The organism is Caulobacter endophyticus (assembly GCF_003116815.1).
Lineage (GTDB): Bacteria > Pseudomonadota > Alphaproteobacteria > Caulobacterales > Caulobacteraceae > Caulobacter > Caulobacter endophyticus.
Genome location: NZ_QDKQ01000077.1, coordinates 128002 through 144263 on the forward strand (window position 1 = coordinate 128002; position 16262 = coordinate 144263).

12 protein-coding genes and 2 pseudogenes are annotated in these 16262 nt (G+C 65.2%); 6 read left to right on the forward strand and 8 right to left on the reverse strand.

The annotated features are described in order from the left end of the window. Positions 1-736 precede the first annotated feature (736 nt). Complete coding sequence (locus DDF67_RS24170) at positions 737-1936, reverse strand: endo-1,4-beta-xylanase (RefSeq protein WP_109455297.1); 1200 nt, start codon at positions 1934-1936, stop codon at positions 737-739. A gap of 128 nt (positions 1937-2064) precedes the next feature. Further along, positions 2065-3276, reverse strand: coding sequence for a D-mannonate dehydratase ManD (gene manD / locus DDF67_RS24175; protein WP_109455298.1), 1212 nt, complete (start codon positions 3274-3276; stop codon positions 2065-2067). A 233-nt stretch (positions 3277-3509) separates the two neighbouring features. On the opposite strand from manD, the gene DDF67_RS24180 reads away from it, so the two are divergent. Together DDF67_RS24180 and DDF67_RS24185 are read left to right on the forward strand one after the other, a co-directional pair. Next, positions 3510-6755, forward strand: a complete 3246-nt coding sequence (locus DDF67_RS24180; RefSeq protein ID WP_146198086.1) for a TonB-dependent receptor — start codon at positions 3510-3512, stop codon at positions 6753-6755. Between the two features lie 106 nt (positions 6756-6861). Beyond that, positions 6862-9774, forward strand: a complete 2913-nt coding sequence (locus tag DDF67_RS24185; RefSeq protein ID WP_233247755.1) for a glycosyl hydrolase 115 family protein — start codon at positions 6862-6864, stop codon at positions 9772-9774. Positions 9775-9896: 122 nt separating this feature from the next. Here DDF67_RS24185 and DDF67_RS24190 read toward each other — a convergent pair whose 3' ends face one another. Continuing rightward, positions 9897-10658, reverse strand: coding sequence for a FadR/GntR family transcriptional regulator (locus tag DDF67_RS24190; RefSeq protein ID WP_101719347.1), 762 nt, complete (start codon positions 10656-10658; stop codon positions 9897-9899). A 322-nt stretch (positions 10659-10980) separates the two neighbouring features. Between DDF67_RS24190 and DDF67_RS24195 the strand changes: the two genes are divergently transcribed. From DDF67_RS24195 to DDF67_RS26455, 4 genes and pseudogenes are all read left to right on the forward strand, one after another. Next, positions 10981-11778, forward strand: coding sequence for a MipA/OmpV family protein (locus tag DDF67_RS24195; RefSeq protein ID WP_133149287.1), 798 nt, complete (start codon positions 10981-10983; stop codon positions 11776-11778). Positions 11779-11831: 53 nt separating this feature from the next. After that, positions 11832-12059 (forward strand): annotated as a pseudogene (locus tag DDF67_RS26445) (response regulator); the annotation flags it as partial. Further along, positions 12039-12135 (forward strand): annotated as a pseudogene (locus DDF67_RS26450) (DNA-binding response regulator); the annotation flags it as partial. The pseudogenes DDF67_RS26445 and DDF67_RS26450, both read left to right, overlap by 21 nt. 26 nt (positions 12136-12161) lie before the next feature. Beyond that, positions 12162-12479 carry a winged helix-turn-helix domain-containing protein gene (locus DDF67_RS26455; protein ID WP_408608636.1) on the forward strand — a complete coding sequence of 106 codons (318 nt, stop codon included), beginning with the start codon at positions 12162-12164 and terminating at the stop codon, positions 12477-12479. Between the two features lie 3 nt (positions 12480-12482). On the opposite strand, the gene DDF67_RS24205 is transcribed toward DDF67_RS26455, so the two are convergent. From DDF67_RS24205 to DDF67_RS24225, 5 genes are read right to left on the reverse strand one after another with little or no spacing between them, the layout of a single operon-like run. Further along, positions 12483-13526, reverse strand: coding sequence for a sensor histidine kinase (locus DDF67_RS24205; RefSeq protein WP_109455301.1), 1044 nt, complete (start codon positions 13524-13526; stop codon positions 12483-12485). After that, a complete protein-coding gene (locus tag DDF67_RS24210; protein ID WP_109455302.1) occupies positions 13526-14308 on the reverse strand; it encodes an ABC transporter ATP-binding protein in 783 nt (260 codons plus the stop codon). The genes DDF67_RS24205 and DDF67_RS24210 overlap by 1 nt, the downstream gene beginning before the upstream one ends. Then, positions 14305-15123, reverse strand: coding sequence for an MlaE family ABC transporter permease (locus DDF67_RS24215; protein ID WP_101719342.1), 819 nt, complete (start codon positions 15121-15123; stop codon positions 14305-14307). The genes DDF67_RS24210 and DDF67_RS24215 overlap by 4 nt, the downstream gene beginning before the upstream one ends. Next, the gene (mlaD, locus tag DDF67_RS24220; protein ID WP_101719341.1) at positions 15123-15647 is read right to left on the reverse strand and encodes an outer membrane lipid asymmetry maintenance protein MlaD; all 525 of its coding nucleotides are present in this window, start codon (positions 15645-15647) and stop codon (positions 15123-15125) included. Before mlaD ends, DDF67_RS24215 begins: the two co-directional genes overlap by 1 nt. Next, the gene (locus tag DDF67_RS24225) at positions 15644-16258 is read right to left on the reverse strand and encodes an MlaC/ttg2D family ABC transporter substrate-binding protein (protein ID WP_101719340.1); all 615 of its coding nucleotides are present in this window, start codon (positions 16256-16258) and stop codon (positions 15644-15646) included. Before DDF67_RS24225 ends, mlaD begins: the two co-directional genes overlap by 4 nt. Positions 16259-16262 lie beyond the last annotated feature (4 nt).

Below are 16262 nucleotides of genomic sequence, written 5' to 3' on the forward strand. Positions count from 1 at the left end.
TGTCATGACTAAGATCGAGGCCGAGCGGGCGATCCGCTTGCTGTGTCATCGTTGGCGAAAGGAAGCTTGGCTGCTGCAGGCCGACCAGACGCGCCTGAGTGCCTTCGGCTTCTGGGCTTGGATGAGCTCCAACCATCCTAGCTATTTGAACTTTCGGAGCACGACGTCCGTGATGGGCAATGTCCAGCGCTGGTTCGAAAGCGAGTTTGGCCAGACGGCTTGGCGCGGGCAGCGGTGGGCTTGCTGCGCTACATCGAAGGGGAGTCCGCGGCCCGTAAGGCCGCGCCCCGTGGCGGTCTACCCTTCGAGGGTGGCGCTGATGGCGTGCGTATTCACGCAAGCGCGGTGAGGTGACCCCGGTCTAGGGGCCGATCAGATCGCTGGCCACGCAGGCCGCCAGGGCCGCGGCCAGCGCGGTCAAGGCGGCAATGCCCGCCCATCCGACAGTCGTCAGTAGGCGAGCGGCAGGGCGGCGGCGAGGAGGCATGACCAAACCTTAGCCGCGTTGGCGGTGCGGCGCCAGGGCCCGGGGCGATGCGCGTCAGCTCGCGGAGGAGGGGACGTTGAGCCTGATACGCTCGCGAGCGACGCCGCCGCCATGCCGTCCAGACGTCCAGCGCCCACCGGGAGGTCCTCGCCTCGATCCTTTGCTGGCTGGCCTTGCCAGATCGCCGGCCTGGGCGTGGAACAGGGGGCGGCGATGGCTTCGGCAAGCGAGCGTCCGCGACGCAGGCGCCTATTGCTTCAATGGCGTAGAACGCTGGCGTTTTGGGGCGGCTACAAGCGCTTGGGCGATCGCGGTGCGTAGGGCCTTGGGGCGGTAGGCGTCATCGTAAAGGGTCGGGCGCTTGGGCTTGCCATCTTGCCGAAGCCATTGGTTCTGCAGCCAGGAATATTTATCGACCATGCCCCAAGCCAGGACTTCCTTGGTCTGGCCATAGCTCAGCATCAGATCGAGATAGGCCTTGCCATAGGCCGCCACCGCCGCGTCGCGCGCGGCGAAATCATAGGGCAGACCCTTGTCGTGGACGTCGAACTCCGTGATGAGCAGGTCGTAGCCCATGCCCGTCACCTCATCGAGGAAAGCGCGCCATTCCTTCTCCTGCGGTCGGCCAAAGCCGGTGAACGTGTCGGCGTTCTCCGCGCCGATATGGCTTTGGACGCCAAGGGCGTCGACCGGCGTTCCCCGCTTGCGGAAGCCTTCAAGGAGCTTGAGCACGCCATACCGATGCTTCTCGTTGCCTGCTTCCCAACTCATATAGTCGTTATAGGCCAGACGCGCCTTGGGCGCGGCCTGTCTTGCGACCTGGAACGCCAGGTCCAGGACCGCATCCTGACCCATCGCGTCGGACAAAACGGTGCGCCGGATCGATCCGTCCTGAGGATCGACCGTCTCATTGACCACGTCCCAGGAGATCATCTGCGGATAACGGGCGCAGAGAGCCTGGATATGGCCGGTGACCAGGCGCGCCGCAGCCTCGGCGGGTTGGGCTCCAAAACCGTAGCTTTTCAGCCAGTCGGGAAACCATTGCGGGTGGTGCCAAAGCAGGGTGTGGCCGCGCATGGCCTGGCCGTGCGCCTTAGCGAAGGCGGCGATACGATCGGCCGGCCCAAAATCAAAGGCCTGCGGGCCCTCGGCGCGGACCACGTACCATTTCAATTCGTTCTCGGGCACGATCAGGCCGCACTCGCGCGCCAAGATTTCGCAGTAGAGCGGATCGTCAAGCGACCCTGTAAGCGATCCCTTTGGGCCCGCGCCCACCGCGCTGCCGAACCAAAGCCCCTTGGCCTGGGCGAGCGAGGCCAACGACGGCTTGGGCGTTCGCAGGCCCGTCGCCAGGCTTGGCGTCGCGGCGAGGGGGGCCAGGAGCCCGGCAGAGAGGACGGCCCGGCGCGAGACGGCCTGGCGGGCGGGATTGTCAATGGAAGACTTCATGGTGGCCTTGCCTTGCCTTTTGCGTCGGGCCCTGGGGGCGACCGGCGATCGATGGAACAGGAAGAGCCGCCCGAAACGGCGATGGACGAGCTTGACGTCGAGCGGCGCGCCGGCGCGGCGTCCAGGCCTCACCAGTTGAACATCGAGCCGTCCTCAAGGCGGTTCACGGGCAGTTGAGCTGGCCGGTAAGGATACTTGGCCGCCAGGTCTTCATCGATCTCCACGCCGTGACCGGCGGCTTCGCCGGGGTGAAGCTCGCCATCGCTGAAGGTGTAGGCGTGGGGGAAGACCTCATCGGTCTCGGGTGTATGACGCATATATTCCTGGATCCCGAAATTGGGGACCCAGAGATCAAAGTGCAGGGCCGCGCCCATGCAGACCGGTGACAAATCGGTCGCGCCGTGGAAGCCGGTGCGCACATTGTAGAGGTCGGCCAGGCTGGCGATGCGGCGCAGATGGGTGATACCGCCGCCGTGCACGATCGTGGTGCGGATGAAATCGATCAGCTGCTCTTCGATCAGCTGCTTGCAGTCCCAGATGGTGTTGAAGACCTCGCCGACAGCCAGAGGGGTGGTCGTATGGCGCCGGATCCAGCGGAAGCTCTCCTGGTTCTCGGCGGGGGTGACGTCCTCGAGCCAGAAGGGGCGATAAGGCTCTAGGTCCTTGCCGAGCCGAGCCGCTTCGATCGGCGTGAGGCGGTGATGGCTGTCGTGGAGAAGATGGACGTCCCAACCCAGTTCCGCGCGGGCTGTGGCGAACAGTTCGGGCACGGTGGGGAGGTAGCGCGAGGTCGACCAGATGTTCTCGGTCGGCAGGGCCGCATCGGCCGGTTCGTAGAACAGCTTGTCTTTCGAGACCCCGTAGGTGCTGTTGAGGCCCGGAACGCCCGTCTGCAGCCGAATGGCCTTGTAGCCCATGGCCCTGTATTTGATCGCCTGGGCGACAGTGTCATCAACGGTCTGGCCATTGGCGTGACCGTACACCATGACGCCCGTGCGACTGGCGCCGCCGAGAAGTTGATATAGAGGCAAGCCCGCCAGCTTGGCTTTGATGTCCCACAGCGCCACATCGACCGCGGCGATGGCCGACATCGTCACCGGGCCCCGCCGCCAATAGGCTCCGCGGTAGAGGAACTGCCAGATGTCCTCTATTTTGTGCGCGTCGCGTCCGATCAGGCAGGGGATGACATGTTCCTGCAGATAGGCGGCCACGGCCAGCTCGCGGCCGTTCAGCGTCGCATCGCCGATCCCATGGACCCCATCCTCGGTCACGATCTTCAGGGTAACGAAGTTGCGTCCCGGACACGTGACGATGACCCTGGCGTCAATGATCTTCGGCATGGCATTCCTCCGACAATTGGCCTGACAATTTGCAGGCCTTGGTCAGGCAAGTGTCCGGTTGTGCTCACAGAGTCAAGCCGGATGGTCGCCCAATATGGCTGACTTTGCCTAATTTCTTCGGTCTTTCGGCAACTTATTTCGGTAGGGATGCGAAAAATGATACCGGTATCTTGACGGTGTCCTGACCAGATGGGTAAGTCTTCTGGCCACTACGGGATGCCGTTGTTTCCGCTGTGGCGCCGTCGGTGCTCGTATCGCCTCTTGCTGCGGGGGCGGAGCGGATCGCGGGCGCTGACAAAGCGGGCTTCGGCTCCGCCAACAAAACAAAGGTCCGGCGAAACACGGCGGACAGGGAGGGAACGATGAATTCCAAGCGCATTTCCAGGCGCGCCGTTTTGATGAGCGCGACCTTGATCCCGGCTTTCCTGGCAGGCCAGGCCTGGGCGCAGACCGCTGACGCCCCGCAGAAGACCGCCGCGGCTCAGGGCTCGCCCAATCAAACCTTGGTGGAAGAGGTGGTCGTCACCGGCTACCGGCAGTCGCTGGAGAGCTCTGCCAACGCCAAGAAGAACACCACCAATTTCATCGACTCCATCTTCGCCGAGGACATCGGCAAATTCCCCGACCTGAACCTGACGGAATCGCTGCAGCGCCTGCCTGGCGTGCAAATTGACCGCGACACCTCCGGCGAAGGGACCTACGTCAATGTTCGAGGTCTCAGCGCCGGCTTCACGGTCCTGACCGTCAACGGCTTCGCTGTCAGCACCTCGAGCAACGGCACCAACGAAGGCCGCGGGTCGAGCCTGGACATCCTGCCGTCCGAACTTTTCCGTAGCCTGACGCTGAGCAAATCGCCGATCGCCAGCGGGGTGGAAGGCGGCACCGCCGGCTCGATCGACATGCAGCCGATCGGCCCGTTCGATCGCAAGGGCTTCCACCTGAACCTACAAGCCCAGGGTTCTTACCAGGACGCCAATGGGACGGCCACGCCCCGGGCGGCGGCGATCGTAAGCAACACGTGGCAAGACACCAAGATCGGCGATTTCGGAATCCTGATCGCCGGGGCCTTCGCCGACAAGGACTACCGCAGCGAGATTTTCAACACCGTGGGCTACACCACGATGAGCCTGGGCGCGGCCTGCCGCAACACCACCTTGGGCTGTAACTCCCTGACAATCGATCCCGCCAGCGCCCCGGCGACGAACCGCACGGCCGGTTATGGCGGCGGGGCGGGCGCCACCCTGACCACCATTCCCACAAACGTGCCATCGGAGCTTGGCCTAGGTCGGGCTGGGACGGCCCTCGTCCAATGCGGCAACGGCGTGGCCGGCGGCACCTCGGGCCTGTCCTGCCAGGACCTCAGCTATGTCATCGTCCCGCGTCTGGTGCGCGCCGAGCAGGTCGTCGGCAAGCGAGATCGCACGACGGGCATGCTGAACCTTGAATGGCGGCCCACCAGCAAGCTGCGCTTCAAGTTCGACTCCATCCTCTCGGAGTCGAACAACAACTTTGGTCAGTATGACGTCATGCTGACGGTGCGCAGCTACAACAACAACATCCCGATCAATTTCGTCGCCGATCAGAACAGGGTCCTGACCTCGGGCACGTTCGGCAACGCCTACTTCCTCAACCAAAGCACTGACGCGCAGAGCTCTACGAGGCTGTTCTACCGATCGCTGAAAGGCGAATGGGATATCGCCAGGCATCTGAAGTTCTCCATGGCCGGGATGATCAATTCCGGCAAGTTCACCAACGACTCGATCGTCTACACGCTGCAGTCGGCGCCGGGGCAGGTGCAGCCCACCGTCTACGCCGCCGGCGTCGCCGCGCCCGCTGGCGGCGGGCCTTCGTCGAACCTGACGCCGCTCAACACCGGACAATATGCCGTCTACAGCTACACCCCCGGTGACCTGACGCCGCAGCTGTCGTCCAACATCAATCTGCCCACCTACACCAACTGGTACTGGAACAGCATCCAGATCGCCCCCAACCGTCAAGATCTCGAGCAGAAGTCGATCCGCGCCGACCTCAAATGGGGTGACTCGCGATTCCTGGCCGTCTCGGCTGGTGTGATGAAGTCGACCTTCGATCGGCACATCGTCAGCTGGAACGTCTCCGACTGCGCCTTCCGCAACAACTGCACCTCGACCTTCACCTCCACCCAGACCTCGGTTCTGGGCGCCATCCCCAATTCGGCGCTGGCCCAATATCTGACCGATCTGCCGTCGATGAAGCTCTTCAAGGGCTCGCCGATCAATGCCGGGTTCAACGGCGGATGGCAGGTGATCGACTTCGCCAAGCTGCGCAAGGCGGTCAACTTCGACTACTACATCAATCAGACTAATCCCGGCGATCAGCCGTCCAATTACCTGAACACCTATTCGCCGCGCCTGCTCACCGAAGACACCAACTCAGCCTACCTGATGGCGGAGGGCAGCCACGATGTCTTCGGGCGTGACCTGCGCTTCAACACCGGCGTGCGCTATACCGAGACCGAGCAATCGGTGGCCGGCATCGTCAACGATTTCCTGGTCGGCGGCGGCACCCGCACCGCCCCCAAGACCACTAGCCGTAGCCACAACTGGTTGCCCAGCGCGAACCTGGCTTATTTCCTGACCGACCGCCTCGTCGTGCGCGGCGCGGCGGCCCGTACAGTCACGCGGCCCAATCCCCAGGACTTGGCTCCCAGCTTCGGTCTCAGCCTGGACGCCGACACTTTCACCAAGGGCAACCCCTCGCTGTCGCCCTTCTACGCCAACAACTACGACTTGGGCGTGGAGTGGTATCCCAAGTCGAAAACCGTGCTGACCTTCAACGTCTGGGCCAAGGACATCTACGACTACCCGGCCACGCTCGATGTCAGCACGCCGTTCGCCGAGACCGGCCTGGTCTTTGACCGCCTCAGCGACCGTCAGAAAACCGGCGTCACCAACCTAGGCAACGGCGATCCCACCGCCGCGCGCATCATCGTGCGCCAAAAGCTAAACTCCGATGTCGTCGTCAAGCTGGTCGGCCAGGAGTTTCAGTGGAACCAGCCGTTGGATTTCGTCGTCAAAGGGCTCGGTTTCAGCGGCAACGTGACCCACATCTCCCAGTCGCTCTCGGGGGAGGCGCCGCCGACCTTGAATCCCAAATCTCTGATCGCGGGCCTGGCGCCATGGACCTATAACGGCACGCTCTACTACGAGCTGAAAAACGGCTTCTCGGCCCGTCTGTCCTACACCCATCGGGACGAGAACCTTCAGACGGTGGGGCCGACGAACAACGTTCCCGGAGATCTCTATTCGACGGCGACCAACTATATGGACGCCCAGATCAGCTTCCCGGTAAAGGGCTACAAGCAGGCCAGGGTCACCATTCAGGCCCAGAACCTACTCAAGCAAGTCCAGCTCAACCAATACGAAAACCGAGAGTCCCAGCCCGACGGCGCGACCTATGCTGGCCGCACCTTCGTGGTGGGCGTGCGGGCTAGCTTCTGACGAGCGTCCAATCCCTGGCTCGCCCTCAAGGAGCCGAAGCGGGGACCGAGTTTGATCTTCGCGGCCGCTTCTTCCCCTGGCCGCAAGATCCTCCTGGGCGGCGCGCTTGCGCGCCGCCCGTTTTCTTGGCTTTTCCTCCGCGACGCCTCGCGGGGGCCTGGAGCTGATCCGCATGAAATACCTCCTCGCCGCCATCGGTATGTGCACGACCATGGCTTTGAGCTGGGGCGCTCAAGCCGCTCCGAGCGCCGCGATCACCCCCGTGAGTGTGGTCTCTCCTTCCGCTAAGGGCGCTTTGAGTTTGGTGGCCGCAGGCCAGCCAGCCTTCGTCGTCGTTGATGCGGCCGACCTTCCTGCGGTTCGTCGCGTGGCGGTCGACTTGCAGGCCGATCTGGCGCGCGTCGCCGGCGCTGAGGTCCCAACCCAGGCCGCCAAGGGCCAGCCGATCGTGATCTTGGGAACCATCGGCCATAGTCCGGTGATCGATCGGCTGATCGCCGAGCGCAAGCTCGACGTCTCGGGGATCGCGGGCCAATGGGAGGGCTTCGTCCAGCAGGTGGTCGATAAGCCCGCGCCCGGCGTCGCCCGGGCTCTGGTGATTGCCGGCGCGGACCGGCGGGGGGCAATCTTCGGGGCCTACGATCTTTCCGAGCGCATCGGCGTGTCGCCCTGGGCCTGGTGGGCGGACGTGCCGACGCCTGTGCGCCAGGATCTGGCCGTGTCGCCTGGCCGGCGCGCGCAGAAGCCCGTCGTCAAGTACCGGGGGATCTTCCTCAACGATGAAGACCCGGGGCTGTCCAGCTGGGCCAAGATCCGCTTTGGCGGGGTCAATTCCCAAATGTACGAGAAGGTGTTCGAGCTCATCCTGCGCTTGCGCGGCAACTATCTGTGGCCGGCGATGTGGGGAAAATCGATCTTTGAGGACGATCCGCTGAGCGCCCAGCAGGCCGACGCCTACGGCGTGGTGCTGGGCACCTCTCACCACGAACCCATGATGCGGGCCCAAAAGGATTGGGCGCGCCAGGGCGGCGGGGCGTGGGACTACACAACCAACAAGGCGGCCCTAGAGGCGTTTTGGCGAGACGGCGTTAGGCGCATGGGCGCGCGCGAAAGCGTGGTCACCATCGGTATGCGCGGTGACGGCGACGAGCCAATGACCAAGGGCACCGCGACCGAGCTCCTGGAGACGATCGTCGGCGATCAGCGTCGCATCCTGGGGGAGGTGACCGGCAAGGATCCGGCTGCCACCCCCCAGGTCTGGGCGCTCTACAAGGAGGTGCAGGACTATTACGATGCTGGCATGCGCGTGCCCGACGACGTGACCCTGCTTTTTTCTGACGACAATTGGGGAAACATCCGCCGGCTCCCCGAGCCGGGCAAGGCGCGCGCCGGCGGCTATGGTGTCTACTACCACTTTGACTATGTCGGCGGACCACGCAGCTACAAGTGGATCAACACCAACCAGATCGAGCGAACCTGGGAGCAAATGAAACTGGCGGCCGACTACGGCGCGGACAAGCTTTGGATCGTCAACGTCGGTGATCTCAAGCCAATGGAACTGCCCGTCTCGTTTTTCCTCGACATGGCCTGGGACCCGGCCGGCATGTCGGTGGAGGCCATGGATCGTTACGCGACCGATTGGGCCAAAGCTCAGTTCGGCGCAGCGCCAGGTGAAGCGATCGGTCCGCTCCTGGAAGGCTACACCCGGCTAAACGCCCGCCGCAAACCCGAACTCCTCAATCCCGACACCTTCAGCCTGATCCATGAGCGCGAAGCCGAACGCGTCCTGGCCGAATGGGACGATCTGGAGGCGCGCACGCTGAAGGTGGGCGCTACCCTGCCGACGGCCTACCGCGACGCGTTTTTCCAACTTGTTCAATATCCGATCCAGGCCAGCGCCAACCTGACGCGGCTCTACGTCGCCGCCGGTCGAAACCAGCTCTATGCCGCGCAGGGCCGGGCCTCGGCCAAGGCTTGGGGCGATCAGGTCGGCGTCCTATTCGCCCGCGACAGTGAACTCACCCGGCAATATCACGAGGATGTCGCCGGCGGAAAATGGCGCGGCATGATGAGCCAAGTCCATATCGGCTATACAAGCTGGGACCAACCGCGCGCAAACACGCCGCCCTCCATCAAGTCCGTGCCTCCGGGCCAACCACGCGGGCTCGGCGTCGCCGTCGAGGGCAACTCCAAGGCGACCTGGGCCGGATCAGGCGCTGGGGTCCAACTGCCCGTCCTGGACGTCGACTCCGTGGGTTCGCGTTGGATTGATGTGTTCCACGGCGGCAAGCCGTTCGCCTTCACCGCAACCGCCGACCAGTCCTGGCTCAAGATCAGTCAGCGAGCCGGACGCGTCGATCAGGATGTACGTCTGGAGATTTCGGTGGACTGGCGGAAGGCCCCGACTGGCCTGACCCTGGCTCAAGTCGAGATCCAAGGTGGGAACGGTGAACGTGTCGCTGTGACCGTACCGGTCTCCAAACCCGCTGGCCGGCGCCAGGGCTATGTCGAGGTCGCCGGCCTCTTGACCATTGAAGCCGAGCATTACAGTCGGGCCGTCGCCAAGGACGGGCTGGACTGGCGAACGATCCCCAATCTGGGCCGCACGCTTTCGGGCGTCGCCGCCTTCCCTTCGACAGCGCCCTCGTCGGAGCCCGGTGGTGGCCCCTGGCTCGAATATCCTGTCGACCTGCAAAAGCCCGGCGCGCTGGACGTCATCGTTCTCGCCGCGCCTAGCCTGGATTTCCGGGGCAAGGAGGGTTTGCGGTTCGGGGTCTCATTCGATGATGGGCCAGTCAAGATCGTTACGCTCAACCTCAAGCCCGACACCAATGATTGGAACCGGGCGGTGGCGAGCAACGCGGCCGTCGGTCGCGCGCATTTCACCCTGGCGAAGGGCGGGGCTCGCACCCTCAAGCTTTGGAGGATAGACCCGGGCTTGGTCTTTGAAACGGTGATGACGACCCGGCAAGGCCTGCCGGCGACCTTCTTGGGACCGCGCGAGAGCATCCGACGTTGAACATAGACGCTTTGCCAGCCGGCCATGCATCGGGGCCAACGCGCCTGATCTGCGACCGAGCTGAGGAGCGCCTGGGTCGAGAGCGAAAGCGGCGCCCTTCGAAAGGTAAAGGCCCGAGCTGATCAGATGACCGAGCGGCGGGCGATTTCCAGGCGTCTTGCCTGCACGTTGTTTCGAGCCTGCTCCACGGCGTCGAGCTCGGTTGCGGTCAGCAGGTTCTCGATCACTCGGCTCAAGTGATCGCGCATGGCGGCGCGCGCGTCTTTCGGGTCTCGCGACCGCAGCGCCAGGAGGATGGCCTGGTGGTCGTCGATCAGGGGGCGGATGCCGACTTGGCGCCCTCGCTCCAGCATGGCGCGGCAAAGCGGCGACTTGTAGCGAAGGTCCCAGAGGTTCTCCACCACGGTCACCAAGGCGCTGTTTCGGGTGGCCTGGGCGATCGCGACATGAAAGCGGCGGTCTGCCAGGTCGCCTTTTATGTCCCGCTGATTTTCATCGACCATGTCGGCCATGATCGCTTCAAGTTGATCAAGCTCGGCCTCGGTAATCGTGCTGGCGGCTAGGGCGCAGGTCTCGCCTTCGATCAGTCGACGCGCTTCGGTCAGCTCGAAAGCGCCGATGTCCAGTTCGCTCGCCGTGGTCTTCGATTGCGGCTCATCCAGGACATAGACGCCCGACCCGTGGCGCGCTTCGACCAGTCCGTGGATTTCCAGAGCGATCATCGCCTCGCGCACGGTAGGCCGGCTGACCTTGAATTCTTCCGCCAGTTCGCGTTCCGACGGCAGCCTGTTGCCGGCAGCGTACTGGCCCGAGCGGATCGCCTCCGAGATCGCCCTGGCGACCTGCTGATAGAGCTTTTGGGTCTCGGCGGTCGAAATGGTCATAGTGCTCTCATGCCGAGCTTCAGCAATTAAGGAAACCAAATTTGTCCAAGGTTACAGTTTGGGCGCTGTCGTGTGGATCCGCAATTCGCCGCCCAACCATGCCGTAGAGTCGGCGTCGACGGGTTTGCGTCGGTGGGAAGACCCCACGCGCTACCCTCTGCGACGAGGTCCGCTCGGCGGCCGGCCGAGCACCGCTTTGGTGAAGGAGATTTTCGAGGGCGTCGGTTGAGCACGCAAAGAGCCGATGCTGAAAGCTCCACGAAAGCTTTGGCTTCCATAGGCCAAACGCCGCGAAATTGCGGTGTTGTCGGACCCGCCGAAGATGAAATTCCTCCCCCTCGTCGCCTGTTTCGCAAGCCTCGTCGTCGGCCACGGCGTCGCCTACGCCCAAGACCAGGACCGCGACGGCCTGCATCTGGCGCTCGGCGCGGTCGGCGTCTATCGGCCCGAGTACAAGGGGGCCAAGGATTACGAAGTCGCGCCCTTGCCCTTCGTTGGGTTTCGCTACGGTCGCGGCGACGTCTATGTCAGCCTCGAGGGCCGCGCGCTCCGGGCCAACCTCCTGCCGAGCGGTTGGCTGGAAGCCGGGCCGATCCTGACCTTCGAGCGTGGCCGCGACGGCGACATCAAGAACCTGGCGGTGCGCCGGCTTGGCGAGATCGACGACGCCGTCAATGCGGGCGTCTTCGCGCGCAAGCGCTTGGCTCTGGCGGGGGGCGAGCTGAAGATCGGAGGCGAGGTTCTCACCGACACCGGCAAGGTGCACGAAGGCGTCCTGGCCGAGTTCGGCCTCGACTACGACCGCCCGCTCAATGATCGCTGGAGCGCGGGGGCGAGCCTTTCGACCACCTGGGCCGACCGCAAATACATGCAGACCTACTTCGGCGTCTCCGGGGCCGGCGCTCTGGCCAGCGGCCTTTCGCCCTATGCCGCCGACAAGGGGATCGAAAACGTCGAAGCTGGCGCGACCCTGCGCTATCGGATCACCGATCGCTGGAGCGCCTTGGCCAATGCAAGCTATCGCCGTCTCGTTGACAGCGCCGCCGACAGCCCCATAGTCGCCCGCGAAGGCTCGGCCGATCAGGGCCAATTGGCCTTGGCTCTCTTCTACAGCTTCTAACTCGCATGCGCGCCCTGCTGATCGAGGACAATGTTCGGCTTGGTCAGGCGACCATGCGGTCGCTGGTCAAGGCCGGCTTTGCCATCGACCTCTTCGAAACCATCGACGATGGGTGGCACGCCTGGCGTAGCGTGGCTTACGAGGCGGTGATCCTCGACATCATCCTAGGCCAGGACAGTGGCCTTGATCTCCTGGCGAAGGCCAGGGCGGCGGGCTTGCGCACGCCGGTTCTGATGCTGACGGCCCTGGGCTCGGTCGACCAACGGGTCCAGGGTCTCGAGCAAGGCGCTGATGACTATCTCGTCAAACCCTTCGCGATCGAGGAGCTGGTCGCGCGGCTGCGGGCGCTGGGGCGCAGGCCAGCGCTCACCGCCGCGGGCGTTATGCGCTATGGCCGGCTTCGCTACGACCAGAGCGGCAACGAGATCAGCGTGGGGGAGGCGCGTTCGCCCCTCTCCCGGGGCGAAAGCATCGTGCTCGAGCGCTGCCTGCGTCATCCCGAGCGGGTCGTCAGCAGGTCCCAGCTGGGCGAGAGCCTCCACAGCCTCGATCAGGACTACACCGACAACTCCATCCAGATGCATGTCCATCGGGTGCGCCGCAAGATGGCCGACCTCGGCGCGGATGTGACCATCCGAGCCCTGCGCGGTCTGGGCTACATGCTCGTTCGGTTGGAAGGCGGCGCGGCGGTGGAGGACTGACCCTCAAGTCCAACGGCGAAAGTCGAGCTCAAAGCAGGCGCCGCGCGCCAAGGGGGCCAGACGCACCCTGCCGCCATGGCGCTCCATGATCTGACGCACGATCGACAGGCCAAGCCCCGCGCCCGGCCCTTGGGGATCGCCACGGCTGAAGCGCTCGAACAGTCGGGCCCTGGCCTCCGCCGGCACGCCGGTCCCATCGTCGGAGACGCAGACCAGGCCATCGGCGTCGATGGTCACCAGGATCTCGACGCCGCTCGGGGTGTGGCGCACGGCGTTTTCGAGCAGATTGCGCAACGCGGTTTCGACGAGATCGGGCTGACCCTCGATCATCAGCCGCTCGATCACGTTGTCGAAGCCCACGGTTCGACCGCTGGAGAGCACGAAGCTGGCCATGTCGCTGGTCACATCGCGCGCCAAGGCGACGAGATCGAACGAATGCGTCTGGGCCAGGGCGCCGCTTTCGGCCTCGGCCAAGGCCAGGAGTTGGGCCACCAGGCGCCCGAGCCGCTCGAACTCCTCGCTGGCGGCGCGGCGCTCGTCCGGCTCCAGCAAGCTCTCGACCTGGGCGCGCAGGATGGCCAGGGGCGTTCGCAGCTCGTGCGCGGCGTTCGCCGAAAAATCGCGCTGCGCTCGCCAGCCGGCCTCCAGGCGATCGAGCGTGGCGTTGAACGCCTCGACCAACGGGGCGACCTCGCGCGGAGCCGACGCCACGGGCAAACGGGCGTGGATGGTGGCTGGACCGATATCGGCCGCCAGCAGAGACAATCGCCGCAGCGGGCGAAGGCCAACGTGCAGGGTGGCGTAGATGGCCACCATCATCAGGGCGATGAACACCAGGATCATCGGCAGCCGCTCGCTGGCCTCGATCACCAGGCGCATTGGATTGAGGCGCGCGATGACCGGCAGCGTCACCGTCTCTTGGTTTCGTCCCAGGAGCTCGGCGACGACAAAGCCCCAGGCGACCACCAGAACGACTGAGGGAAACAGCATCCAGAGCAGGGATCGGCCCCAGCGCCGGGGCGGCAGACCAAGCAAGGCGCGCGGCATCAAACGATCTCCCGGGAACGAAGGTCGACAGGGCCCAGGCGGGCGGCGTCGGCGTAGCGGCGAACAACTGGATCCTCGGCTTGGCCAAGATCCCTGGCCAAGCCACGCCACCGGATGCGCCCCTCGTGCAGCATAGCGATCTCATCGCCGATCATCTGGGCTGAAACCAGGTCGTGCGTAATGGAGATGGCGGTCGAGCCCAGGCGGCGCACCTGATCGCTGATGAGCTGGTTGATCGCCATGGCCGTGATGGGATCAAGACCTGTTGTCGGCTCGTCGAAGAACAGGATTTCGGGTTGGCCGACCACGGCGCGGGCCAGGCCGGCCCGCTTCTGCATGCCGCCTGACAGCTCGGACGGGAAGCGGTGGGCTACGTCCGGGCCGAGGCGTACCTGGTCCAGGGCCTCGATCGCGCGGTCCTTGGCCGCTTTGCGCGGCACGCCGTCGGCGTTGATCAGCCGAAAGGCGACGTTTTCCCATACGGTGAGGCTGTCAAACAGAGCCGCGCCCTGGAACAGCACGCCGACCCGTGAGAACAGCTGGCGGCGCTGGCCTTGCGAAAGATCAACGAGGCTATGGCCGTCCAGCTCGATCTGGCCGGCGTCGGGGCGCAGCAGGCCAAGGGCGGTCTTGATGGCCACCGACTTGCCCTGGCCTGAGCCGCCGATGATCACCAGAGACCTGCCCTGCGCGACCGACAGGTTCAGGCCGTCCAGGACCGCGCGGCCCTCGAAGCGCTTGATCACGCCCTTCCAGGCGAACTTTGGACGCGTTTGGGTCATGAGGCCTGGGTGAAGACGGTGGTCAGGAGGTAGTCGCTGGCGAAGATCAGGATCGCCGAGGAGACCACCGCGCGGGTCGTCGCCCGCCCCACGCCTCGTGCGCCGCCCTTGGCGGTGTAGCCGTGGTAACAGCCCATCAGGGCGACGATGTAGCCGAATACCGCCGCCTTGATCAGGCCCGAGACGATGTCCCAGCCTTGCAGGACGTCGATGGTGTTGCGGATGTAGGCGGCCGAGCTGAAGTCCAAGACCCGGGTGGCCGCCAACCAGCCGCCAGCGACGCCGATCGTGTCGGCGACGAGGGTCAGCAGCGGCAACATCAGCACGCCGGCCAGCAGGCGCGGGCCGACGAGGTAGGAAAACGGGTCGGTCGACAGCGTGTGCATGGCGTCGATCTGCTCGGTCGCGCGCATGGCCCCGATCTCGGCGGCGATGGCGGCCGAGACGCGGCCCGCCAGCATCAGGGCGGCCAGCACTGGACCCAGCTCCCGGGTGATCCCCAGGGCCACGATCTGCGGCATCACCTGCTCGGCGTTGAAGCGTCCGCCGCCGGTGAAGATGTTCAGGGCCAGGGCCGCGCCGGTGAAGATGGCCGTCAGCCCCACGACCGGCAGCGAGAAGAAGCCGATGGCGACGAACTGGCGCCTTATCTGACCCGGGAACCAGGGCGGGCTCAGGGCGGCGATCGTGGCGCGTGCGCCGAAGACGCCCACCGCGCCGACCCTGCGCGCAGCCGCCAGGGTCGAGCGGCCCAGGGGGCGAACGAGGTTGCTTCGAAGACGGTTTGGCGCCCGCCGGGCCTTGGCCGCCGCCATCAGTGGCGTTCTGCCGGCTGGGACGGCTGATTTGGCGGGGCCGGAGCGGAGGATGCGACCGCTTCGCCCGAGCCGCCTTGCGGACGGATCACCGAGCCGATCAGCCCCAACAGGTCCACTGCGCCTTGCGTGTTCTCGATCTCGCCGCCGGGCTGGAGATCCTCGAGCGAGGCGCCGGGGGCGATGGCGATGTGAGCCCCGCCGAGCAGACCGTCGCTGGTGATCTTGGCCGTGGAATCCGCCGGCAGCTTGACGCTCGTGTCGATGCTCAGCTTGGCGATCGCCATATAGGTCTTCGGATCCAGAGTGACCTGCGAGACCGTGCCGACCTTGACGCCGGCGACGCTGACCGCGGCACCCGGGGCCAGCGCGCCGGCCTCGCCGAACTTGGCGCCGATCTCATAGTTTCCTCGGCTGATGTGGACGCCGCCCACGCTCAGCGAATAGGTCAGGAACGCCACCGTCAGGACCAGGACGATCGTGCCCATGACGGTCTCGGCGGTGGCTTCGCGCGCCCCGCTCATCGGCGCTTCACCGACACGGGCGCATCGCTGCGCAGGCGATTGATCAACACCTCGACGTCGCCGCCGGCGTTGTCGATGGTGGCGACGAAGTCCTGCTGCTGGGTTATGGCCAGCCAGACGCCCCGAAATTGCACATCCACCACCCGCCAACCGCCGGGTGATTGCAGGACGCGCCAGGAAACCGGCACGGGTCGATCAAGCTGGCCGCCGCTGATCTCCGTGGCGACGATCACATCGCCGGGCTTGCGCATGACCGATCCGACGACCGACACGCGCTCGCCGCCATAGTCGGCCAGGCGGCCCTGGTAGATCCGCTCGGCGTAGGATCGGAAGGCCAGGGCGAAGCGCCGCTTCTGGTCGGGGGTGATCGTGCGGGCGTACTTGCCCAGGACGAAATGGGTGACGCGCGGCACGTCGGCCAGCTCGTCGATGGCCTTGTGGAACGCGGCGTCCTTTTGGGCTGGACCGGCGGCCTTGTCGCCCAGGACGCCCAGGAGCCGGCTGGCGCCGGCGCGGGCAAAGGCCTCGGCGCTGGCGTCGCGGGCGGCCAAGGCGGGTTGGGCGTAGGCGCTTGGCAGAAGAAAGAGCCAGGGGAGGATGCGTCGCGACATGGTC

Bases quoted from the DNA above. Each gene is read 5' to 3' on its own strand.
- DDF67_RS24170 (WP_109455297.1), bottom strand. From the start codon at position 1,936: ATGAAGTCTTCCATTGACAATCCCGCCCGCCAGGCCGTCTCGCGCCGG.
- manD (WP_109455298.1), bottom strand. From the start codon at position 3,276: ATGCCGAAGATCATTGACGCCAGGGTCATCGTCACGTGTCCGGGACGC.
- DDF67_RS24190 (WP_101719347.1), bottom strand. From the start codon at position 10,658: ATGACCATTTCGACCGCCGAGACCCAAAAGCTCTATCAGCAGGTCGCC.
- DDF67_RS24195 (WP_133149287.1), top strand. From the start codon at position 10,981: ATGAAATTCCTCCCCCTCGTCGCCTGTTTCGCAAGCCTCGTCGTCGGC.
- DDF67_RS26455 (WP_408608636.1), top strand. From the start codon at position 12,162: ATGCGCTATGGCCGGCTTCGCTACGACCAGAGCGGCAACGAGATCAGC.
- DDF67_RS24205 (WP_109455301.1), bottom strand. From the start codon at position 13,526: ATGCCGCGCGCCTTGCTTGGTCTGCCGCCCCGGCGCTGGGGCCGATCC.
- DDF67_RS24210 (WP_109455302.1), bottom strand. From the start codon at position 14,308: ATGACCCAAACGCGTCCAAAGTTCGCCTGGAAGGGCGTGATCAAGCGC.
- DDF67_RS24215 (WP_101719342.1), bottom strand. From the start codon at position 15,123: ATGGCGGCGGCCAAGGCCCGGCGGGCGCCAAACCGTCTTCGAAGCAAC.
- mlaD (WP_101719341.1), bottom strand. From the start codon at position 15,647: ATGAGCGGGGCGCGCGAAGCCACCGCCGAGACCGTCATGGGCACGATC.
- DDF67_RS24225 (WP_101719340.1), bottom strand. From the start codon at position 16,258: ATGTCGCGACGCATCCTCCCCTGGCTCTTTCTTCTGCCAAGCGCCTAC.